A 22,106-nucleotide genomic window follows, 5' to 3' on the forward strand; every position below is an offset into this window, starting at 1 on the left:
TCCAGCAGATTTAAGTTTGGTTTTATAAAAAAGATTGATTATTTCGGAAAGCGAATCTTTAACTAAACTGCCGCGTTAGTTCAATAAGAAAAAGCTACCTCAAGGCAGCCTTTGTTCTGCTAAAGAACCGTTAGTTAAATGTCACAGTATCATTAAATGAAATTCCAAGAAATCTATAACTTATATGAACCTTATTTATTTCTTCATAATGAATTACACTAATCCCATAAATTTCATCATTTTTAGAAGCAGTCACATCATTTAATTTTTCAAAGTTATAAGAAAGAGAAGTGCCTGCTTTAATGGCTACATCATCTATATTCATTAAGCCATATTTTTTCGCCTCTTCATTGTTATAATCATCCGTTATGATAAATCCTTCCAACGCACTACTGACTTGTAATTTTGTTTTTACTGGTTCTTCATTATTATTCACTGAAACATCTAATATTTTCACTTCACGGAAGCCTTTATTACCAATACCAACAACAACTGATTTATTGTCTTCACTTGAAGCAAGTATACCAATCTCCAATGGTGAATTAAATTTCAAAAAGAAATAGACACCACCGATAATTATTGCTAAAAATAGAACAGAACTCCAAATTTTCTTCTTCAATTTCTCCACCCCATTTATTCCGCGTTAGTTCAGGAAAAAAGTGCCACGCCAAGACTTGAAGTAAAGCACCATTTTTGTTCAAAAATTTATATATATTAGCTTATTCAACATAATAGCAAAAAAGCCATCTTCTTCAACTAACCTGCCCCGTTAGTTTAAGTGTAACATTTCACATTGCATATCTGGGATCAACTTAATATTTTGGACATAAAAATAGACCATCGAAAAGATGGCCAGATTTTGCTAAAGCACCCGGTAGTTGAATAAGATTTTTGATAGTATAACGAAAAATATTATTAGTTAATAATTCTCATCCTCTTTTATTCATTACAAGCATTAGTTGGTTCGTCACCTACTACTTTGGCAATTGTGTTCGAAATACCCTGTGCCCCTAAACACCCTTTATATTCCGCTTCATCAGATAATTCAATTTTAAGGTATATACCTAATGCAAGTGCGACTACTATTACCCCTGTTACTACTGTTAATAATTTTTTCTTCACATTGAACTCTCCTTTATAAGAAAATATTCCCATAAAAAACATATCAAAGATTTATTGTGTCGTAAATACAGTCATAGTCTTATAAAATATAAGACCTTAGTCGTAGCTCCCTCGCTATTATTAGATAGGTAAGACCCGTTAGCACAATAATTGTAATTAGTATTAACAATTCTTTTTTCTCACCCTAGCCAATCACCGTTATAAGCTATAATTCCTAAAAACGCTCCAATTATAGCACCAACCAATAAACCTATTACAGTCGACTTTTTTGGTTTCAAACTATTTCCTTCCAAGTTAAACTCCTCGCTTCTTAAACTAACCTGCCCCGTTAGTTTAAGTGTAACATTTCACAATGCATTCTGAGTTCTACCCGATGTTTTGGTTATAAAAATAGACCATCGAAATGATGGCCATGATTAGCTAAAACACCCGTTAGTTAAAGACTACCTCTATTCAGTCGCACTCATATATGTATTGTTCAACATGAATTAAAGTTCAACTACAATCATAAATTCCAAATACTTATTATTAGTAAGATTACTCATTGTTCCTAAATTTTTTTAGAATGGTTATTAGTGCAAATAACGCCACTATTGGTAGTGCGATTATTAATATTAAAAACAAGAGTAAAAATATTGAGGAAAAACCACTTATACCAACCATTATTATTTCCCCCTTTATATTAATTTATCATTGACATCGCTTTTGTTGAAAATTATGTTGCTCCTCTTTTCGTAGGGGAAGTCACAGATTACACAGCTGAAAAAGTAAATATAACGAGTTAGAAAAAAAGGAAGTAAGTAGCAATGCAACTTTTCAAACATTGCTATTTTGGTTTTCTCCTTACTTCCTTATTGAAGTAAAGCGCCCGTTAGTGAAAAGTCAGAGTTTCCTTTTTAATATATTTATTAGGTAGTACATGAGTGAAATCAAAAATGATAGAAGTATAACAATTATTGTACCGAATGTATAAATCGCTGTTTCGGCATAATCTCCACCATCAAACAAATTAGAAAAAATAAAAAAGAAAATTACACTAACCAATAAAGTTAAGAAAAATATACTAATGTATCTTGGCATTTTATCCCCCCTACACTTAAACTTCTCGTTAAGCTAAAGCACCCGTTAGTTGAACAAGATATCTCAATAAGTAAGTTTCTTTGAAAGGTAATACTGTTGATTATCTTTATTAGGATGTTCTTCTATTACACCAACTACTTCATAACCATATTTTTGATAGAAATTTGGGGCTTGAAAGCTAAATGTATCAAGTTGAATGAGGTTGCATCTATTCTCTCTTGCGATTTCCTCTATATTATCTAATAACTGTCTTCCATATCCTTTACCTCTAAGAGATTCATCGACCCATAAGAAATCAATATGTAAGTGATACCAAAAAATGGTTCCTGTAATGCCACCTAAAATTTTCTCCTCTTCATCTCTAAGGATAAAGCTAATGTTTTTGACTGGGTGTTTTACTTCATCTGGTAGTTTAGAAAGGTTGTGTTCAATTACCTTTTTACGAATATAATCACTGTCTTCTTGATTCCATTGCTGAGTTATTTTCATAATTTTTCCTCCATATAGGTTTTTGAATAAATATTTTACCACAAAAATTAACTTATATTTACAAATAATCCATTTTTCTTATTCAACTAACCTGCCCCTTTAGTTCCAAAAGAAAATGATACCCTTACACGCAGCCACTTGTTTAACTAAAGTACCCGTTAGTTGAAGAAGGAAAAAAATCTTATATACTTCCCATTACTGAATAAATAAATAATAATGCCAAAGTAGTTCCTATCACATATTTGGAAACCCGTTTAAGTCTATCACTTTCATATGTCTTGGTTAACAAGTAAAAAAATCCGACTACCCAGATACCATCTAAAAAAAATTTAGAAATTATATTTCTAAACATATTGAAATAGAAAAATGAATCCATTAATATTCCTCCCATACCTAATAATAATTTATCGCATTTAACTGAACTACTTGTTGAACTAAAGCACCCGTTAGTTGAGTAAGCTATTTTAAGGCTTCTAATACAAAGAAATTTCGGATAGACACTTTTCAATACTCTTTTTAAGTGGTATTAATTCACAATTCATACTAACTTTGATGTAAAAACTCTTCAAGAATGTCTTACAGTTAGAATATAAGAACCAATAGTCTTCTTCTGCCAACTGTTCTTTTTGAATTTTCAGTTCTGTTGGCACATTTTGTATTAATGTTATTATTTCTACTTGATCTAACCCGTTATTCACCATTTCTAGTATAGGAATTAAAATCCTTTCATCTTCATCGTGGATATAAACACTAGTTGAAACAAATACCTTATTCCACAGTACTTTTAATATTTCCAAGTAAAATTTCTGATCTATTTTTGAACTCTTTACAAGTTCATCAATAGCGTCAGATACATGAGCTATACTATGAGCCCAGCCTTTTAAAGATATATACCCCCGTATATCCTTCTCCAAGTAAATATAATCGATTAATTTATCTTTTATTTTTAACACCATTTCTCGAGAGAGAAAGTTATCTACATTATCCCTATATAGAATAAGTGCTATTAAAAGAGTAGTAAATGACCTTGTAAAAACAGTATCACTTTCATTTTCTCCAATTCCTTTAAATAACAAGTCACTTAAACACAATTCAAGTAGTTCATTTAATAACTCATGCTCAATTTGATTTTTTTCTACAATTAATTGATAAAAAGAGCTATAGATTAATTTGTCTCTAAGTTCACTATCGGTTGAGCCGATATGCTCGACCATAGATTTTACAATACGTACTTTACTTTCTTCTTCCCAAGTTTTTCCCCAGCTCTTAAATTCCATTAAGGTTTTTTTCAGTTCATTCGCATTCATTGGTACAGCGTTGTTACAACTTAACTCTAACCTTTCCATATCATCTACCCCTTTTTCTAATATCACAAATCTCTTATTCAACTAAACTGCTTCGTTAGTTCAATAAGAAAAAAGAGTTGCCTAAGTAACCCCATGATCTTGAAATAAAGCACCCGTTAGTACAATAAGTTCAACATAAAGAGCATTAATCTTTTTTAGATAAAGCTATTTATTATAAGAGAAAAATATTAGGAATAAGACAATCAATTATAATAAAGCTTATATCCTCTAATTTAACAGAAAATTCACAACGATAGTAGTAATGGAGCACCAAAAAAATACAATTTAGCAGACAATTTTAATTACTAGTGATAAGATAAATTAAAATCCATCATTTAGTAGAAAAGGAAAAACAGAAAATGACTAATATTAAAATTTTAAATTCGAATTCAGCCATTCATCCAAGTCTACAAAACTATTTAGAAATCTTACCTATATTCCACTCGATGTTACCAGACATATCTATTGGATTAACAAATACGCAAGAATGGATTGCTTACCATCCTGGGCGTAAAATAGATGTAGGAGCAAGAGCTGGTACTAAAATCAATCCACGCGAACCATTAGCAGATTGTATTAAAAACAAGATAGTAATAAATGAAGAAGTTCCATCAGAATTCTTTGGAATTCCGTTCACAGGATCAGCTGCACCTATTTTAGATAATGGTCAGGTAATTGGAGCATTAGCCATTCAATTACAAAAACAAAACGAAAAACAACTTAGAACCATTTCAGAGCAGATTGTACAATCACTTGAACAAGCTAATAATCGTGTTGTATCTATAACAGATGGCTCGGAAGGTCTCTCAAAAATAAGTAATGTATTGTTAGAAAAGTCCAATCGTGCTACGGAAGAAGTGAATAATACGGATGAAGTACTAAATTTCATTAAGAGAGTCGCTGATCAAACAAATCTTTTGGGGTTAAATGCTGCTATTGAAGCAGCAAGGGCTGGTGATAAAGGTCTTGGCTTCACAGTAGTTGCTAATGAAATAAGAAAACTTTCTTTAGAAACAGTTTCTTCCACAGAAAAAATAAGACAAACATTAACTAACATCCAAAAGTCTGTGAATGAGATTACAGCTTCTATACAAGAGGTTGTTATTGTTGGGCGAGACCAGGTATCCTCTACTGAAGAAATCTCTAACATCATTACCAAAATTCAATCGATGAGTAAAGAGTTAAACAAGTATGCTTCCGAATTATAAAAATTAAGAACGTATTTAAATAGAACCTCCTGACATTAATCGTTTTGATTTAGTCAGGAGGTTCTTATTTTATAATCCAACAACTGATAATAGTTTGTGTGACTGTTGTTTTTACGTCAACTTTGTTCAACTAAACTGCCGCTTTAGTTCAATAAGAATAAGGCTTTGCTCCTTCTTGAAGTAAAGCACCCGTTAGTTGAAAAACATCATACATTAATTTTCTGTTTCTTTTTCGTCTCTCTCTTTTATATTTCTTCCGTACGCCTCTTTCACCCTGTCATTGCTATGGCTGGTACTACATGATTATGAATCTCATTAATTAAAATAAATGACCTGAAAATGACACCGACAATAATTGCACTTAAGATATAGATTCCAGTAGAACCAAAGTACCTAAAAGACCAGCTAAGAGAATGGATAACAATAACTTCACAAAACTCCCCCTTAATCTGCCTACCTGTATTCCACAAAGAGCCATCTAGCAGCTCAACGATCTTTAACTAAAGCAACCGTTAGTTTAAGTGAAACCTTTCACAACCCTATCATATTTTTAGTTCTGAAATCTCTTAGAAATAACTTCTGTAATGAAAAATCATTGCTACGAGTGTTATGATGGTGTATGCCAAAGATGTGATAAAAACAATATTAGGCGAAAAATTAAACTTTTGACTTTCCATTCTAATACCTGTTGAACCTTGAATGGTCATATCCAAGTGTCGTGTACCAATACCACCCTTAGAAGTAAAAAATCCAATAACAATGGTAGCTGCTAATCCAATGAAAAATGAATAGTCAGTGAATTTAGCATGAGTGAAATATGTTATACCTAAACTCAAACCTATTAAAACTAATAAAGTTATACCGCTAATTAGTAATTTTCGTTTCATTTTAATTTATCCCCCTTTAGATTCAATTACTATGTGTCTAAATATTTTCATAATATATACGATTCAATAACCACTTGGTTTCAGTGTCTTGAAGTTCCTATTTTGCTATTTGAACTAGTTCGGTACGATTGTTAATATTAATTTTTAAATCCCCCTTCTAAAAAAAACTGCCCGTTTATTATCTATAAATTAATTACTTCTACAACCTTTCAAAAAACACCTCCATATTCATCTAGACTGCACTCTTTAGTTCATGTAGCAAATATTGTTCAACCATATTTCCCATCTTTACATCACTCTTGATACAATTGTTGTGAATCTGATTACTCCTTCATAATCTCTTCTCTTTACCGATAAAAAATAAGATTAAGAAATAAATTATGTTGGGTCATTAGGGGGTCACAATGAAAGAGCGAGATATAAAAGGATTGAGCCAGACAGAGCTGACGTTGATTGAATACTCATATGGTTTGGATTCTTCAATAGACGGAATTGGCATTACAGATGAAGATGGTAAATTTGTATTTGCAAATGAAGCTCATGCCACCTTGTATGGATTTACTAAAGAACACCTGTTGAATAACACCTGGCATATTTGCTACGATGAAGAAGCTTTGCAAGGAATTTTAAATGTTATTCCCACCTTAAATGAAAGAGGGCTTTGGAGAGGCGAGACAGTTGGAACCAGGTTAGACGGAACGAAATTTCCGCAAGAGCTTACGCTTTCCAAAGTCGAAGAAACAAACAAGATTGTTTGTGTTGTAAGGGATTTAACCGACATTAAAATCAAGGAACAACATATCGATTTCCTAGCAAATCATAATGAAATAACCAATCTTCCTAACAGAAGAAGTCTTGAAAGAAAACTTACCGACATAAAGCATTCAAATACAGTTTCAGTTCTATTTATGGACATCGACAGGTTGAAGCTGATAAATGATAAGTTTGGACATAGAGTGGGTGATGCGTTGCTAGAAGGAATAGCTGAAACATTAAGATCATTCCAAAATGAATCCATCTCTGTGTTCCATTTAAGCGGTGATGAATTTATCGTATTAATCACCAATAAAAGCCAAGATGTTGCTCTTATGATTGCAGAACAGATTATTGAACAAATTAAGGTTCCTTATTTCCTTGAAGGAAATGAAATATATGTTACTACTAGTATAGGCGTAAGCCATTTTCCTTCTGATAGTACCGAATTAACTGAACTGATAAATCTAGCGGACATGGCTATGTACTCTGCAAAACAAGCTGGCAAAAACAATTTCAAGATGTTTAATAAACACCTAAAGGAAAAGCAAGACCAAAAAATTAAGGTTGAAACAGAACTGCGGAAAGCAATTGAAAATAATGAGTTTCTTCTTCATTATCAGCCTAAGATGGATTTGGCCACTTTAGAACTAAATGGGATGGAAGCGCTTATTCGATGGAGAAACCCCGTGCTTGGTAATGTACCTCCTATGGATTTTATTCCAATTGCTGAGGAAACAGGCTTAATAGATGAAATCGGGAAATGGGTTATCAAAGAGGCTTTAAATCAGATCTCCCGATGGGAAGCAAAAGGCTATTCACTCGTTAAAGTGTCAGTGAACGTTTCTCCTCATCAGTTTCGATATACCAAATTAACTGAGTATATAGAAATGTGCATGATGGCCGCTAAGGTAGAACCTAAATATTTTGAGGTTGAAGTGACAGAAAGCGTTTTTGAAGATTTTGAAATAGTTCATCCTATCCTCTCACAATTTAAAAAAATGGGGATTGGCATTTCGATAGACGACTTTGGGACGGGTTACTCTTCTTTAAGTCTATTAACGAAACTACCCGTAGACACGTTGAAAATCGATCAGTCTTTTATTCGTGGCGGAATGCAAGACTCCAAGGATTTAGCTCTTGTTAAATCGATAATTGATATAGGAATAAATTTAAACCTAAACGTCGTTGCTGAAGGAATTGAAACAGACAAGCATGTAAATCTCCTTAAGAAGTTTGGATGTCTTAGTGGCCAAGGATATCTGTTCAACCCGCCTTTAACTGCGGATGAAATTGAACAAACCTATCTAATCCAATCAGTCCAATAAGAAAAACTTCTATGGATCTTTTGGGGTTCCATAGCAGCTATATTTATAGGTAGTTACATTTATTGAAGGAAGGTACACAGCGATTTAGTGAATTGAAACGAAGTCTACCAGAAATCACACAAAAAATGCTCACCAAGCAATTAAGAGAGTTAGAAGAAGAGGACATTGTCGAACGTAAAGTTTACGCTCAGGTTCCACCTAAAGTTGAATATTCTATAACTGAATACGGAAGAAGTTTAGAACCAATATTAGTAAATATGCACGAATGGGGTTTAAATTATCAAAAACATAAAATGCAAAAGTAAGTAGAAAAAAGAATAGTCGATGCTTTAGTAATTATTTGCTACTTACTTTTGTCTTCTTATTAAACTAACCCTGTCGCGTTAGTTTAATAAGAAAAAAGCCTTTACTCCTTCTTGAAGTAAAGCACCCGTTACTACAATAAATTATTTATTGTAGTTATTCTTCTTTTTCCTTAAAAAGCAAATATATTAGCAACCCTCAAAAAATCCAATAAGATACAATTTCAATAAAACTCCCAGCATTAAAGCTGAGTATTATTGCAACAAAAATGATTAATGCACTTAATAAAAAATTTCCCATTCCATACTTCGCCCCCATTATTTCATAAGAACCCTTTATGTTACTTGTTAAACTAAACTGCCGCGTTAGTTCAATAAGAAAAAGAGTTACCAATGGCAACCCCATGATTTTTACTAAAGCACCCGTTAGTTGAATAACTTTTTAATTTCATTAATCCTCTTTAATTGGTTTAATTGTAGAATAAATTAACTTTCCTGTTTCAGAAAATCCATTAATGTTTATAGGCATTACTACCTCTCCATTTAATTTTAAATAGAAAAAACGAGTTTGTCCTGAATTAATTAATAAAGCACTTTCAAAGGAGTTTTTTTGTGTTTCTATTTCTATATTTCTAATTTCAGGATTAATAATTTGCCCAAAGTAATAGGAGGGTTTCCCTACTTCTGTAATTGACGCACCCCATATAAAATCGTCTTCTTGTAAAGGAGGATGGTAAGTTGAAACTAATGTTGTTTCCATTTCATTATCATCCTTGAACGTCCAAAATCCTAACCAGTTTTGCTCTAATCGACCAAGCATAATTGAATGAGTATTTCTAAAAATAGTTAACCATTCACCATCTATTTTTTTCACTAAATAGACTTCCTCTGTTGCTTGAGCCCAGTTTTCTGTAATGTTAAAAACACCATCTTTAGAGGGTAGTTGTTTGTGATTATATATTAGAAACACCGTTAAAAGTATTGTTATTTTTGCTATACTAATAAGTAATTTCCTCATTACATTCCCCTTTTGTCCAGTAATTTACATATATTTACTTATTCAACACAATCGCAAAAACACCTTCTTCTTCAACTAAACTGCTGCTTAAGTTGAAGAAGAAAAAAGCTTTACTCCTTGTTGAAGTAAAGCACCCGTTAGTTGAAGAACGGCAGACACAGGGAGTGACAACTATTCAACTTAATCGACCTTTTTAGTAAATATCCAGATTAGACTAATTATTACTGAGCTAACTATTGTTGCCATTAATAAGGAAAATAATATTACAAATAAAAATGAACCATAATCCTCTAATTCTTCAAACGGATTATTTGTAATGTAAGTATCACTGAACAGAAATGCTAATAAAGTGGGGATAAAAATAAAGGGAAATAATTTCTTAAAATAGTTGTTGAAATTTGGATATTTATAGTCTTTTGTTTTGCTTATCATATAATCCTCCCATTCAAATCTTTCTTTGATAAACTGCACCGTTAGTTCAGGAAAAAGTGCTGCCCCGACTTGAAGTAAAGCACCCCTTTTGTTCAACAATTTACATATATTAACTTATTCAACACAATTGCAAAAAAACCTTCTTATTCAACTAAACTGCCCCGTTAGTTCAATAAGGATGTATTAATAAAGCGTTCCATTAGTTTGGTTTCTTCATTTAGTAATCGTGAAAGAAATAATAATTGAGGAAATGGTTGTAAGATTAAATTCATATCTATCTCTGTTTTTAGTATAGAAACTCCATCCAACTTTTGATAATCACTTAAAGATATTTTCTTTCTGCAGATAAGATCGTACATTCTCTGGGGAAATTAACCGTCATAATTATTAATTTCCTTTCTACTAAAAACTCATTTCGCATAATCTATCTATTTCGTCTTCAATTAAAAAGTTAACAGCTCTTGGGTAAATGATTTAATTACTTCTTCTTTCAAATTTTTAACGATTATTACCAAAATAAAAAGCACCTGTACAAAAACAGGCACTTTTACTCCAAAGCAACATAATTCTATTTATGTTGCTTTGGATTCTTATTGTAAGTGACATAATGTCGCTAGTTTTTATTTTTGTTTAAACGATTTGCAATGACTACTCTATTTCTTCCCTCTTCTTTCGCTTTGTATAAAGCTTGGTCAGTCACTTTGAATAATTCTGTAAAATCACTTGCTGTAGTTGGCAAATTTCCAATTCCCATCGAAATCGTTATCGGCTTTCCAGTAGGACTAATTTTGGCCTCAGCTATTTTCCTTATTCGTTCTGCAATCGTTTGAGCCAATGCTAGATCCGTTTCCGGGAGAACAATTAAAAATTCTTCTCCACCTATACGGAAACACAAATCACTTTCTCTGGTTTCTTTTTTAGCTAATTCGGAAATGTATGTTAATACCTCATCCCCCACTTGATGTCCGAATTGATCGTTTACGGTTTTAAAACGGTCAATATCAAACAAAACGATGGAGTACATTCCTAAATGGCTAATCTTTTTTTCTAAAGAGCGGCGATTATAGTAGCCAGTCAGTGGATCAAGATTTGATTCACTCTCCACATACGTCAGTTTTTTTTCATAAAAATCAACATTTTTTAAAATAGCACGCTTTAATTCCATCAACTCAAAATACCAGCCAGGAATGCGGGGCGTAGGCACCGATGGATCAAGTGTAATTTGTTTTGCGTAGAGGGCTAACGATCTTATCGGATTCACAATTTTTTTAAACATGGCAAAGGTTAGGACAAAAACAAAAATCATAAAGGGAATGGCAATGAAGCTAACTTGCTTTGCCATTTCAATCGTTGGTTCCATAACGGCTTTTTTAGGTGTTTGGGAGACAATGCCCCATTTGCTTGTAGAAGAAGCGTAACCAGCTAGCGTTTTAATACCTTGTGTGTTAATAACTTCTAGACTTCCGTTATTCCCTTTCAACACTTGCTGTACGGCTTTGTTTTCTTTAGCGCTATCGTTAATTCTATCTTTATCTGGATGATAAATAATATTACCTTTAGAATCGACTACATATACATACGAATCATTTTCATGTTTTGGATGTTGGCCAAGAACTCTCGTTAGGCTGTTTTCTTCATGTAAATGGATGGTCCCTCCTATAAACCCTTTATATGCCCCACTATCATCAAAGACAGGTACAGAAACAAGCAATATCAGCTTCCCCGTCATGGCTACATAAGGTTCCGATATTAAGGGTACTTTCTTTTTCAAGGCTTCTTTTGCACCGATCCTATTCGATTTTGTACCCTCTAATTCCCTATTTGGTGCTGATACAACGATACTTCCTGTTTGATCCACAAAAACTACGGAATTAAAAAACGTAGTAGATTCTAGCGTCTGTTTTACTTCCTCATATATTTCTTTAGAATCTGCGGTTGAATATTCTTCCTCTTCTGACTCCATGGTTAAGGTTTTAATCATATTTTCAAAAAGAGAATCCGTTGTACTAGCCAATTTCTGAGCGTAGTATTGATTCTCTATTAAATAATTCTTCTCCAAGTTGTTTTTACTTACTAAAATGCTTGAAATAGTACTTCCAACAAAGGTACCAATCATGGCAAAAGTCAGTAAGCTCAAAACAAGAAATTGTATACTTAATCTAATAGGTTTCTTCATATATCTCCACCAATCAATGAAAAAGTGCCATTCATATTCTGAATAGCCCAATAAAATATACCGTCTGACTTCTATCAATCTTAAGTCAGACGGCGTATTTTATAATCTAAACTTACTTACAAGTTCTTGTAGATTCATGACCATCTCCGATAAATTGTTAGATGCCGAAGAGATTTCCTCCATAGATGCCAATTGCTCTTCCGTTGCAGCAGCGACAGATTGAGAGTTCTCGCTAGCATTTCTTGACATAGAGGTGCTACTCGTTACATTTGCAGAGACTTCTTGTGCACTTGCCGACATTTGTTCAGCTGTCGCCGCCGTATCATCAATTTGCATACCCACTTTATCTAAGGAATCCAAAATCATTATAAAGCTTTCTTCCGTTTTCTCGACGATTGTAAGTCATTCTTGCACATCCGATTTTACTTGATTAATTGAATCGTTTGAGCGTGCCATATCCACATGTATTTCATTTATTAACGTTGAAATCTGAGTGGAAGATTGTTGGGATTGTTCTGCCAGCTTACGAACTTCATCTGCAACTACGGCAAACCCTTTTCCATGCTCCCCTGCCCTTGCTGCTTCGATAGCTGCATTTAATGCAAATAAGTTAGTTTGGTTAGCTATTTCTGTAATTACTTTTGTGATTTCTCCAATTTCCTGTGAACGTGTATCTAAAGAACGAATAGCTTCTCCACTTTCATTTACCGATCGATGGATTGCGTGAATTTGTTGAGCAGTCTTACCAACAAACTCACATCCCATTTTCGCTTGTCCCGTTGCATGTGAACTAGCTTCTGCAATGGTATTCGAACTATCCGCAATGTTTTGTATTCCTATCGTTACTTCTTCTAAACCAGACGCACTTTCTTCTAGACTAGCAGTAGAAATCTCTGATCCCTCGAATCAAGCATAATTTTGTTTAATTCAATATCTTTTAATTCAGTATCAATATCTTCTTTAATAGTGATGATAACATCTTCAAACTCTTTCTTTTGTGAAGCAGTTTCTGCCACAAATACCATATCTCGTATATTTACACGAATCTGCTGATATAAAGTCTCCACATTACCTAATTCACTTATCGGGACAACCCGTTCATTAAACATAAATTGTAGTTGTTCTTTCGATTTATTAAAATTTGTTAAGCATTATAACCCTACTGCACCTAACACAATACTCAACAATACAAATGCTGTAACCAATTTGACCGAAGTTTTTAAGTTTTAAAAGAAATTCACTATTTTTCCTCATCCATTTTCATTCTTAAAACATAAAGTTTTAGCAACACTATATTTTACCATCATCCTTTTGCCAAAAAATATAGGGAAAACAAATAAAACATGTCATAAATATGAATTTTGTAATGGAATCTATAATTGCTATAAAATTTGTTCTAAACCGTATAGAAACGAATTAAATGGAATATAGTTACATCATAAATTGAACTAGTCAAGTAGAAGGGAACCTCTCAACATTACGGTAGATTGTGTTCCTCCCCCTCACAGAACCGTGTTTGCGCTATTTACGCATACGTCACCATTCATAAAATGTAGTTAATCTCTTTCGATCGGATTTTGCTAATTCCGCTATCCTTAATAGTTTAGTTTACATTTATTATCTCTACCCCTGTGTGTAGTAAATGTGTCCCAAGTAAGGGTGATAACTTGGTAGCAACCTTTCCTCCATCGGCATTACCCAACTTCATTGGTACTACGCTGCTATCCGACTCCCTACAATGGCATTTGGTTTCCTTGCTTATTATCGCTTGTACAACATACTCTTCTATAAGAAGAAAAGACCGGTAGGGTCTCCCGAGTTGCCGCATCATATCCATGTGTGACGTGCCAAGGTCTTCTCTAACTCCAGAGAGGTTTTATCCTTCTTGCCTTTAACGATGGATAAAATGTAGCTTTCTGCTGTGCTTTAGCTAAAGCACCCGTTAGCTTAACAAGATTACTTGTTTATTTTTCTCCAAACCAATGTTGCGACTATGATTAGAGGTGTAGGATAAGTTCAAAAAATAGGAAGCTAAACTCTTTGCTGGATCAAAGTCCCTGTATGTACATTTAGACATTTTCTTCTTATGAAACTATTTTTTGCTGTTTTCTAATTTCTTGAAGTATATTAAAAATCTTTAAACCATCATTTTGTAAACCGCCTATATTTCTTAGGAATGAAGGATATCTAAAGGGAATTACTGAAGTTAAGAATATTAACAAACTTATGAATGCAATTTTATTAATTATTATGCCTAACACGCCAGGAATCAATTGGGAGAAAAAATATAGTGCTACAAAACCTAGTAATGAAGCAATCGGTCCACCTGCAAAAAAAATAAGTCTTTGTTTATTTGTAGATAGTGGCAATTCTTCTGAGTTCGAAACCCAACATCTACCTGAAAAGGCTATGGTTAGATAACATATAATTCTTCCAAGACTTAGCTTCAGCTTTTTCTCTTTACTTATTGAACCAAGATATAGCTCTGCCTTTGCTTTCTTATTCCGTAAAAGTACTGCAATTGCATGACCGATTTCATGTATAAAAATAGCAATTGTAATAACGATTAATATTAAAACCACATCAAGAATATTCAGTAAAATGATTCCCCGTTTCTCTATAAATAAGTAGTATTTGTTACCTTTATTACTTCTTTAGAAATGATGAATTAAACAAAAAATTCCCTTTCTGTACTACGTTTGTAAAAAGTAAAAGATTCAACTAGGGTTAAATTTTCCATTTTGATTTATCAAAATTCATTTCTTCTTCAACTAACCTGCCGCTTTAGTTCAAGAAGAAAAAAGAGTTGCCTAAGCAACCCATGATCTTTACTAAAGCACCCGTTAGTTTAAGTTTAATTGTTCACAAATTTGTTAATTAAATATTTACAGCTATTTTTTTCAATCGCCATACGCAAGTTCGAGATAACTCCAAGAAGCAATACTAACGAACAAACCATTTTTTCAAAAGGTGTTCCAAACAATTGTTGTATAAATCCAAAAGACCAAAGTACAACAAAAAACCAACATATAACCGTTATTCCTCTTTTGTATTTATCTAGTTTAATTCTACCAACAATCAACGTAAAAACTAATCAAATAATAGAAATAACGATATTTATAACAGTTATTGGTAGCTGTTCAGCGAATTTTTTGAATAATGTAATCAGAAATGACCTCATCTATTTCTTCGGTTATATGCTTATCCCCATCTTGTAAATTATCTTTATTTCCAAAATTTTGAGCGAATATAAATAAAAGGCATCTTAGGAATTAATATCCCAAGATGTCTTTTTATGTGTGTTATCCTGCTTTTTTTAAGAAAAGTTTGATTTTTTGAACAAAAATCGGTTGAGGTACAGGTGTCTTATGAATAACTAAATATATATGGAAAAGAGCAACTGGTAGAAAAGCTCCTTTATAAGCTAAATACTTTGGTTCCCATACACTCGCAAATTTACTCTTAAATTCTTTCAACCCTTTGATGTTATAAGAAAATTTTCCGTATGAGAAAACCTTGTGAATCATTTTTTCGCTGAATAATGAAGTCGTAGAATTTCCGACATTCGCTAATGGTGCCATCCCTAAACTACAACTTTGGTATTCATGATTCTTTGCCCATTTCATGATATGAATAAATAGAACATCCATTGTCCCGTGTGGGGTATTTGGGATTTTTCGCATAAGGTCGATAATTATGGTCTTTCGATAATCGGTTGCTAACGTCACAAATGCCACTGTTTGTCCATTCGAATTATAGAGTAGTGCAACAGGAAAACGTTCTACATATTCCTTACTAAACGATACAACGGAAAAACCTTTCTCTTTTTGATTACCTAGCCATGTGTTCGAAACGACTGAGAGTTCATCAATAAATGCATCTGAATAGGGAGGCGTTACGACTCGAAATGTATAGCCGAGTCGAGAAAATTTATTGAATTTTGTTCTTAATTTTGCCCCTTGTTTTCCTTCAAGAGAATAAGTTGGAAGGGTAACCTTTCCTTCTTCCCCTAATTTCATGAAGCGATAGCCAATTTCTTGGTATAAATGCATATTTGCTAAACTTATTTGATAGAAAAGAGGTTTCAATCCTTTGTCATTACAATTCTCAAAGAATTCATTGATTGCTGCTTGGAATAATGTTGGTTCTCCAATCGGATCGCTCAAAACAATTGCTCGATTAAAAATCGTTTTATAAACAATAAGCACTTTATTCTCCTGTGCCCAGTAGAGCTGTTTGTCCTTTAAAAAAATAAGATGAGAGATATGGTTCCCACCATAAGTCATTAAAAAAGCTTGTAGATAACGTTCATTAATTTTCTCAACTGTACTATTACTAGATTCTTTAGAAACTTTTTTATTTAAATAACACACGTAAATTATGACTGCCAGTAACGAAAAATATATTAAATATAACGAGACGAGTTCAAGTTTCAGTTAAAATTCCTCCTTGTACATTAGAACTTTATAAAGATAACATACAGGGGGAATGTTTTCTATATAGAAATAATTTTTAAAATTCAAAAACACTTCATTTTACCGATGAGTAGAAGTCAGTATACTGAAGTGTTTTTGTAATGATTGTTGTCCCGGAACTTGTTTGAAGTTCTTGTTTTTACTATAACAATGTATTTAGATGAAGTAACTGACAGTTTAACAATAACAGATAAACGGTCATAATTCCCGTTATTATCAGTGAATCGAAATAAACGAATATCTATAAATCTACTTGCTAATGTTTTGTGGACATTGCGTAATACGTATTGAGACTTAAATAAAAATAAAACGTCGGATACCATTTAATTCACCCCTCATAACTAGAATATTTCTCATTAATAAATATAATCAAATTATTATTTAACTTCATAATTTATTTTAACATAATTAGACAACTTTCCGTTGGGAGTAATTCAACAATATGGCCCGATTGTTGAACACAAGTTAAACAAAACTCTTCAACTAAACTGCCCTGTTAGTTAAATTAGAAAAAACAATAAAAAATGCTTTACTCATTCTTGAAGTAAAGCACCCGTTAGTTGAAGAAGAACGGAGATGTCAACGTAAAAAACTAATTTACTTTGAAGTTAATTAGTTCTTCATATTCGCCTGTATTAGTCCGCCATTTAATTTCAACAGTAGCGTGGTTTAACGATATAATTGCTTCATCTTTAGTAGCTGGAGGATTATTCCCTCCGCCCGTCCCAAAGGATATTGCAGTTTGTTCTTCTTGAGGTTCAACTTCCCCACTAAGTCCTCCTTCGTCAGTAACTACCGTATAAGTGACATATAGGAGTTCCTCATCTCCTGTATATTGGATTCCTCCTCTGTGAAGGAGATCGGTATCGGTCATCTCGTATATTAGTTGTGCATTCCAAAAGTCGCCTTCACCAGTAGCTTTAATAGTTTCCTGATTTGAATAACAAGCTGTTAGTAGAATCATTGTAAATAGTAAAATAACTATTTTTCTCAACATAACTCCTCCTCAAATGCGGATTGAATTGTCCCTAAGTAATAACTATTTCGACAATTGTAAATAAATACCTCTTATTAAACTAACCTGCCCCGTTAGTTGAGCAACGTTATAGTTTATTTAAAGTTCACGTTAATTCCCCATATTGTTTCTTTGAATTGCTTCTACTAATTAAGAAAATTCAAGTTTATTTTTCTTTAGTTATTCAAATAGCTACAAAGTTCGATTAAAGTTCCATCAGTTGATGCGGGATTAACATAAATGAGCCTTCTTCCACGCGTGTTAATACGTAGTGTGTCTTCTAGAAAACGAACTCCTTTTTTACTAGCCTCGAGTATTGCTTTGTCCAAATCGTCAACTCGATATGCAATATGATGCACCCCTTTTCCTCTTTGCTTTATAAACCGAGCCATTGGAGAGTTCTTGTTGGTTGGTTCCAGTAATTCAATTACTTTATCATTGGTTCTGACAACAGCAACGTGTACTTCAACACCAGGTGTATCACTTGTATAACGGTCCTCTAATGATCCGTTTAATACATTAAGATAAAAGGGAAGAGCATCATCAATACTTCTAACAGCAATTCCAACGTGATCTAAAACATATTCCAATTTAGTTCCTCCGTTCAATATTATTATCCTTCACCCTCAAAAAAATCATTTTGTTCCACTATCCTGCCCCGTTAGTAAAAAAGGCTCTACTCCTTATTGAAGTAAAGCACCCGTTAGTTGAACAAGATTTATTACAATCAAGTTACGGTAGAAAGGAAATGCTATTGGAGCTTCTGTACAAAAGTATTCATTTTTTTCTATTAAATTTGTGAAACATGATGATTCAGTAAATCACCTTGGATAAATTAGGCTCTATTGATAGCACTTCTGTATTTACCACCTATTCCTCATACATCATTTTCCTCGTCATTCCTCCGTCTATGACAAGATTAATACCTGTAACAAAATCATTTTCTTTGGCTGTTAAATAAAGACAGGCTCGTGCAATATCATCTGGTTTTCCTACGCGCTTTGATAGATGCTGTTCATGATCAATTTTACTTAATTTTGAATAATCTCCTGTTTCAATCCAACCTGGGGAAATAGCATTGACTGTAATCCTATCTTCGCTAAATGAGGCTGCAAGTGCATGTGTAATGGCTACGATACCACCTTTTGTGGCAGCATAAGATTCTGAATTTGGCTCAGACATAATGGCCCTTGTGGAGGAGATATTAACAATTGATCCACCTTCCTTATTGTGTCGCATATACTTTGCTGCTTCACGTGAACCCAAGAAAACACTTCTTAAGTTTGTGTTTATCACATCGTCCCATTCTTCTAGCGAAATATCATAAGGGGACTTGAATAACGCTTTTCCTGCATTATTGATTAAAATATCTATCCGGCCATATGTTTGATTAGCTAATTCCATTAATCGAACAATATCTATTTCGAGCCTTACATCTGTTTTTACGAAAAGTACTTCTTTACCCTGTTCTTTCATCCTGGTAACTGTTTTTGTACCTGCTTTTTCGTCGATATCTGCTAAAATAACATTGGCACCTTTTTCTGCATAATGTAGGGCAATTCCTCTCCCAATTCCATTTCCAGCCCCTGTTATGATCACTGTTTTATTAGAAAAATCCATTATAATTACACGTCCTTTTTAAATAAGCGCTAATCCTAGTTATAGAATTGCGCCCTATTCTTGAATAAACAATATTATCTTATGTTCCCGTACAATTTTATTTCGATACTCCATACCAAAATACAATCCAAGCTTCTTCAAAGCGAATTAGAAAATCATCATAAATAAAGCTCTCCGTAAATAATCCATCTAACAAGAAATAAAAAGCTGATCGGAACGTTTGTTTAGGGATATCTCTTAATTGTCCTCCTTCTATTCCTTAAAAAAACATTTTTATAATACGTGTAGATTTTCAACAGTAAAAGCACGAATATTATTATATTCGTCTATTAGAGCTTCACAGGATAATGTTAAATCGCTTCTTTGATTATCAATCCAAAGTTCAAATTCCAAGGCATATCCTGAACCATCATCATACTTATAAAAATCTACATTTTCATAAGCTGCATCAGGCGGAATCGTTAATGAATCCCAGTAACTCAACTCTTCTTTAAGGTCACTGATTGATAGCCCCTTTTGTAACTTTGCTTGAATTTTATTAAAATCGCCTTGGACAAAATCTATAACAGTCTCCCTCAGTAATGACTTTATTTTACTTTTTATGTTCATCCAATTCACCATTTTAAATAGTCTCTCTTTTAAAATTCTACGTGTTTTCAATATCTTCCTTCTTGAAGTAACCTGCCGCATTAGGTCAATAAGAAAAAAGGCTTTAATCCTTCTTGAAGTAAAGCACCCGTTAGTTTAAGAAGAAGCGACGCTTATTAAACAATCGCGCCCTTTTGTTGAAGATAAACGATCAATAATTAGATAAAAAGTGCCAAAATCTTTGGTATCCAAAATATAGGGATATAGAAATTATTAAACCTACAGCTATTGAAGAGGTAGCTAATACTATAAACTTGCTAGTATTTATTTTCCCTTTTTTGTAGACTACCCTAAACACTGTGATTAGTTTGAAAACTGTCATAAAAGTAATTAATGTCGCACAAATACTTATTAATACAACTGCCATAACAACCCTCTTTCCCCACTTCTGAATTCTCTAAAAAAACTTTATTAATGATCCTGCCTTAATACCAATTATTTCAAATCCTCATCATTTATACAATACGTTATTCCAGATAATGGCCCGATTGTTGAACACAAGTTAAACAATTCAACTAACCTGCCTCGTTAGTTTAAGTGTAACATTTCACAATGCATTCTGAGTTCTACTCGATGTTTTGGTTATAAAAATAGACCATCGAAATGATGGCCATGATTAGCTAAAGCACCCGTTACTTCAATAACTCAATTCTCCGTTTTTCATCCTCTATATAGTCATAAACATTCAATATTTCTTTGTCATAGTCGTTTTCGATTTCAAAATACCTAACACCTACTTGTAAACATTTTGTTTTAAATTCTTTATGTTCCTTGATTAGTTCTTTTATCGTTCTTTCTTCGGGCCAATTACGGAGTTCAACAGCATTCCTATGTTTCACTATTTTTGTTTCGAAGTTTTCTTGAATATAATTCGTCGAAAAACCAAAGAATACTGGAATGATTTTTTCTGAATAATTGATGTCAAAGCCCTTCATATAGTGAGGCAATATATAGCATCCTTCAATAATGATATGTTGTTCATTCTCGATATTTGTCATAATAATCCCTCTTAATATTGGCCAGAGCTTATCTCCAATGAATTCGGTACTATCTAGTGGTGTAAATCCACAATTCTTATCTCCTCTGTACAAGCCCATTTTTAAATGGTCTATAGAGAGATAAGAAATATGATATTTTTCTAGCAACTTTTGAGCCATCAATGTTTTTCCAGTACCACTTACAGCACTTATTAAAATAACCATTTATTACTCCCATCTGATTTATTTGTTTATTACACTAAACTGCCGCGTTAGTTGAAGAAAGTCATACATTAATTTTCTGTTTCTTTTCCTTCTCTCTCTTTTACATATCTTTCGTACACCTCTTTCACTCTGTCATTGCTATTGGCTGGTACTACTTGTTTATGAATCTCATTAATTAAAATATATGACCTGAAAATGACTCCGACAATAATTGCACAAACCATATAGGTTCCAAAAAAACCGAGCATAGCCAAGATACCTAAAAGCCCAGCTAATAGAATGGATAACAATAACTTCATAAAACTCCCCCCCTTAATCTAATCTGCCTACCTGTAATCCACTAAATGTTCGGATTGTTGAACACAAGTTATTTAACTAACCAGCTGCGTTAATTCAAGAAAAAAGTGCCAACCCCAGACTTGAAGTAAAGCACCCATTTTATTCAAAAATTTACATATCTAACTTATTCAACATCACTCTTAATACTCCTTCTTATTCAACTAAACTACCCCGTTAGTTTAAGTGTACCGATTCACAATTCATTTCTGAGATCTACTTGATTTTTCGTATAAAAAAATAAACCATCGATAAATGATGGTCTTGTTTAACTAAAGCACCCGTGAGTTGAAGAACAGGGCTGTCTCCTGACAGTCCTGTTCTGTTAATGTACCCGTTAATGTAAAAACACATTGTGTTAATCTTGAATCATTTCTTTGGACAGTTTTTCAAATAGTTCTACTGGCATTGTGAATTTTGTTGTTTTCTCATTACGCACATATGTAACTATTTCTACTTGATTCCCTTTTCTTTCAACTTGCGCCACTCGTTTACTAAAGCACCCGTTAGTTGAATAAACTTATTTCATCATTTTTTTGCAAGTGTGTAATGATAATGTAGTTGATCATCAATTTCAACATTCCCTCTAAGGTGAAAACCACATTTTGCTATTACTTTATTTGAAGCTACATTTCGTGGAAGAACCACAGCATTCAACTGTTCAACATC

20 protein-coding genes and 2 pseudogenes are annotated in these 22,106 nt (G+C 33.1%); 3 read left to right on the forward strand and 19 right to left on the reverse strand.

Going from position 1 to position 22,106, the window contains the following annotated elements; genetic code table 11:
• Positions 1-130 precede the first annotated feature (130 nt).
• From ACIQX2_RS04545 to ACIQX2_RS04560, 4 genes are all read right to left on the reverse strand, one after another.
• Positions 131-628, reverse strand: a complete 498-nt coding sequence (locus tag ACIQX2_RS04545) for a hypothetical protein (RefSeq protein ID WP_402847428.1) — start codon at positions 626-628, stop codon at positions 131-133.
• Positions 629-939: 311 nt separating this feature from the next.
• Positions 940-1,122, reverse strand: a complete 183-nt coding sequence (locus ACIQX2_RS04550) for a hypothetical protein (protein WP_402847430.1) — start codon at positions 1,120-1,122, stop codon at positions 940-942.
• Positions 1,123-2,265: 1,143 nt separating this feature from the next.
• The gene (locus tag ACIQX2_RS04555; protein WP_402847432.1) at positions 2,266-2,691 is read right to left on the reverse strand and encodes a GNAT family N-acetyltransferase; all 426 of its coding nucleotides are present in this window, start codon (positions 2,689-2,691) and stop codon (positions 2,266-2,268) included.
• Between the two features lie 473 nt (positions 2,692-3,164).
• Positions 3,165-4,037: a DUF2785 domain-containing protein gene (locus ACIQX2_RS04560; protein WP_402847433.1), complete on the reverse strand. Its 873-nt coding sequence runs from the start codon at positions 4,035-4,037 to the stop codon at positions 3,165-3,167.
• 359 nt (positions 4,038-4,396) lie between these two features.
• Here ACIQX2_RS04560 and ACIQX2_RS04565 point away from each other — a divergent pair, with 359 nt between their 5' ends.
• Positions 4,397-5,245: a methyl-accepting chemotaxis protein gene (locus ACIQX2_RS04565; RefSeq protein WP_402847435.1), complete on the forward strand. Its 849-nt coding sequence runs from the start codon at positions 4,397-4,399 to the stop codon at positions 5,243-5,245.
• Positions 5,246-5,811: 566 nt separating this feature from the next.
• Here the strand turns inward: ACIQX2_RS04565 and ACIQX2_RS04570 are convergent.
• The gene (locus tag ACIQX2_RS04570; RefSeq protein WP_402847437.1) at positions 5,812-6,132 is read right to left on the reverse strand and encodes a hypothetical protein; all 321 of its coding nucleotides are present in this window, start codon (positions 6,130-6,132) and stop codon (positions 5,812-5,814) included.
• A 404-nt stretch (positions 6,133-6,536) separates the two neighbouring features.
• On the opposite strand from ACIQX2_RS04570, the gene ACIQX2_RS04575 reads away from it, so the two are divergent.
• Positions 6,537-8,213: a putative bifunctional diguanylate cyclase/phosphodiesterase gene (locus ACIQX2_RS04575; RefSeq protein WP_402847439.1), complete on the forward strand. Its 1,677-nt coding sequence runs from the start codon at positions 6,537-6,539 to the stop codon at positions 8,211-8,213.
• 53 nt (positions 8,214-8,266) lie between these two features.
• Positions 8,267-8,518: pseudogene (locus ACIQX2_RS04580) on the forward strand (winged helix-turn-helix transcriptional regulator); the annotation flags it as partial.
• 448 nt (positions 8,519-8,966) lie between these two features.
• Here the strand turns inward: ACIQX2_RS04580 and ACIQX2_RS04585 are convergent.
• From ACIQX2_RS04585 to ACIQX2_RS04650, 14 genes and pseudogenes are all read right to left on the reverse strand, one after another.
• Positions 8,967-9,533, reverse strand: coding sequence for a hypothetical protein (locus tag ACIQX2_RS04585; RefSeq protein WP_402847441.1), 567 nt, complete (start codon positions 9,531-9,533; stop codon positions 8,967-8,969).
• Between the two features lie 1,045 nt (positions 9,534-10,578).
• On the reverse strand, positions 10,579-12,141 hold the full coding sequence (locus ACIQX2_RS04590; RefSeq protein WP_402847442.1) for a sensor domain-containing diguanylate cyclase: 1,563 nt from the start codon (positions 12,139-12,141) through the stop codon (positions 10,579-10,581).
• A gap of 99 nt (positions 12,142-12,240) precedes the next feature.
• Entirely contained in the window at positions 12,241-12,507 is a 267-nt protein-coding gene (locus ACIQX2_RS04595) for a hypothetical protein (RefSeq protein ID WP_402847444.1), read from the reverse strand.
• Positions 12,508-12,543: 36 nt separating this feature from the next.
• Positions 12,544-12,906, reverse strand: coding sequence for a methyl-accepting chemotaxis protein (locus tag ACIQX2_RS04600; protein WP_402847446.1), 363 nt, complete (start codon positions 12,904-12,906; stop codon positions 12,544-12,546).
• Between the two features lie 107 nt (positions 12,907-13,013).
• Positions 13,014-13,274: pseudogene (locus ACIQX2_RS04605) on the reverse strand (MCP four helix bundle domain-containing protein); the annotation flags it as partial.
• Positions 13,275-14,225: 951 nt separating this feature from the next.
• Positions 14,226-14,723, reverse strand: coding sequence for a zinc metalloprotease (locus tag ACIQX2_RS04610; protein ID WP_402847447.1), 498 nt, complete (start codon positions 14,721-14,723; stop codon positions 14,226-14,228).
• A gap of 720 nt (positions 14,724-15,443) precedes the next feature.
• Positions 15,444-16,427: a phosphatidylglycerol lysyltransferase domain-containing protein gene (locus tag ACIQX2_RS04615; RefSeq protein ID WP_402847493.1), complete on the reverse strand. Its 984-nt coding sequence runs from the start codon at positions 16,425-16,427 to the stop codon at positions 15,444-15,446.
• A gap of 781 nt (positions 16,428-17,208) precedes the next feature.
• Complete coding sequence (locus ACIQX2_RS04620; protein WP_402847448.1) at positions 17,209-17,610, reverse strand: hypothetical protein; 402 nt, start codon at positions 17,608-17,610, stop codon at positions 17,209-17,211.
• Between the two features lie 197 nt (positions 17,611-17,807).
• Positions 17,808-18,221, reverse strand: a complete 414-nt coding sequence (locus tag ACIQX2_RS04625; protein ID WP_402847449.1) for a VOC family protein — start codon at positions 18,219-18,221, stop codon at positions 17,808-17,810.
• 280 nt (positions 18,222-18,501) lie between these two features.
• A complete protein-coding gene (locus tag ACIQX2_RS04630) occupies positions 18,502-19,251 on the reverse strand; it encodes a glucose 1-dehydrogenase (protein WP_402847450.1) in 750 nt (249 codons plus the stop codon).
• Between the two features lie 273 nt (positions 19,252-19,524).
• The gene (locus tag ACIQX2_RS04635; protein WP_402847451.1) at positions 19,525-19,911 is read right to left on the reverse strand and encodes a DUF7668 domain-containing protein; all 387 of its coding nucleotides are present in this window, start codon (positions 19,909-19,911) and stop codon (positions 19,525-19,527) included.
• 620 nt (positions 19,912-20,531) lie between these two features.
• Positions 20,532-21,101, reverse strand: coding sequence for a P-loop nucleotide/nucleoside kinase family protein (locus ACIQX2_RS04640; protein WP_402847452.1), 570 nt, complete (start codon positions 21,099-21,101; stop codon positions 20,532-20,534).
• A gap of 68 nt (positions 21,102-21,169) precedes the next feature.
• The gene (locus tag ACIQX2_RS04645) at positions 21,170-21,400 is read right to left on the reverse strand and encodes an ATP-dependent Lon protease (RefSeq protein WP_402847453.1); all 231 of its coding nucleotides are present in this window, start codon (positions 21,398-21,400) and stop codon (positions 21,170-21,172) included.
• Between the two features lie 395 nt (positions 21,401-21,795).
• Positions 21,796-21,924 (reverse strand): hypothetical protein, encoded by a 129-nt coding sequence (locus ACIQX2_RS04650; protein ID WP_402847454.1) that lies wholly within the window; start codon positions 21,922-21,924, stop codon positions 21,796-21,798.
• Positions 21,925-22,106 lie beyond the last annotated feature (182 nt).

The sequence above is a fragment of the Psychrobacillus sp. NPDC096623 genome, from assembly GCF_044762655.1.
Lineage (GTDB): Bacteria > Bacillota > Bacilli > Bacillales_A > Planococcaceae > Psychrobacillus.

Coding starts and splice junctions, on each gene's coding strand:
- ACIQX2_RS04585 (WP_402847441.1), bottom strand. CDS start 9,533: ATGAGGAAATTACTTATTAGTATAGCAAAAATAACAATACTTTTAACG.
- ACIQX2_RS04600 (WP_402847446.1), bottom strand. CDS start 12,906: ATGGGATGTGAGTTTGTTGGTAAGACTGCTCAACAAATTCACGCAATC.
- ACIQX2_RS04615 (WP_402847493.1), bottom strand. CDS start 16,427: ATGACTTATGGTGGGAACCATATCTCTCATCTTATTTTTTTAAAGGAC.
- ACIQX2_RS04560 (WP_402847433.1), bottom strand. CDS start 4,037: ATGGAAAGGTTAGAGTTAAGTTGTAACAACGCTGTACCAATGAATGCG.
- ACIQX2_RS04590 (WP_402847442.1), bottom strand. CDS start 12,141: ATGAAGAAACCTATTAGATTAAGTATACAATTTCTTGTTTTGAGCTTA.
- ACIQX2_RS04645 (WP_402847453.1), bottom strand. CDS start 21,400: ATGAAGTTATTGTTATCCATTCTATTAGCTGGGCTTTTAGGTATCTTG.
- ACIQX2_RS04555 (WP_402847432.1), bottom strand. CDS start 2,691: ATGAAAATAACTCAGCAATGGAATCAAGAAGACAGTGATTATATTCGT.
- ACIQX2_RS04575 (WP_402847439.1), top strand. CDS start 6,537: ATGAAAGAGCGAGATATAAAAGGATTGAGCCAGACAGAGCTGACGTTG.
- ACIQX2_RS04565 (WP_402847435.1), top strand. CDS start 4,397: ATGACTAATATTAAAATTTTAAATTCGAATTCAGCCATTCATCCAAGT.
- ACIQX2_RS04640 (WP_402847452.1), bottom strand. CDS start 21,101: ATGGTTATTTTAATAAGTGCTGTAAGTGGTACTGGAAAAACATTGATG.
- ACIQX2_RS04595 (WP_402847444.1), bottom strand. CDS start 12,507: ATGATTTTGGATTCCTTAGATAAAGTGGGTATGCAAATTGATGATACG.
- ACIQX2_RS04570 (WP_402847437.1), bottom strand. CDS start 6,132: ATGAAACGAAAATTACTAATTAGCGGTATAACTTTATTAGTTTTAATA.
- ACIQX2_RS04630 (WP_402847450.1), bottom strand. CDS start 19,251: ATGGATTTTTCTAATAAAACAGTGATCATAACAGGGGCTGGAAATGGA.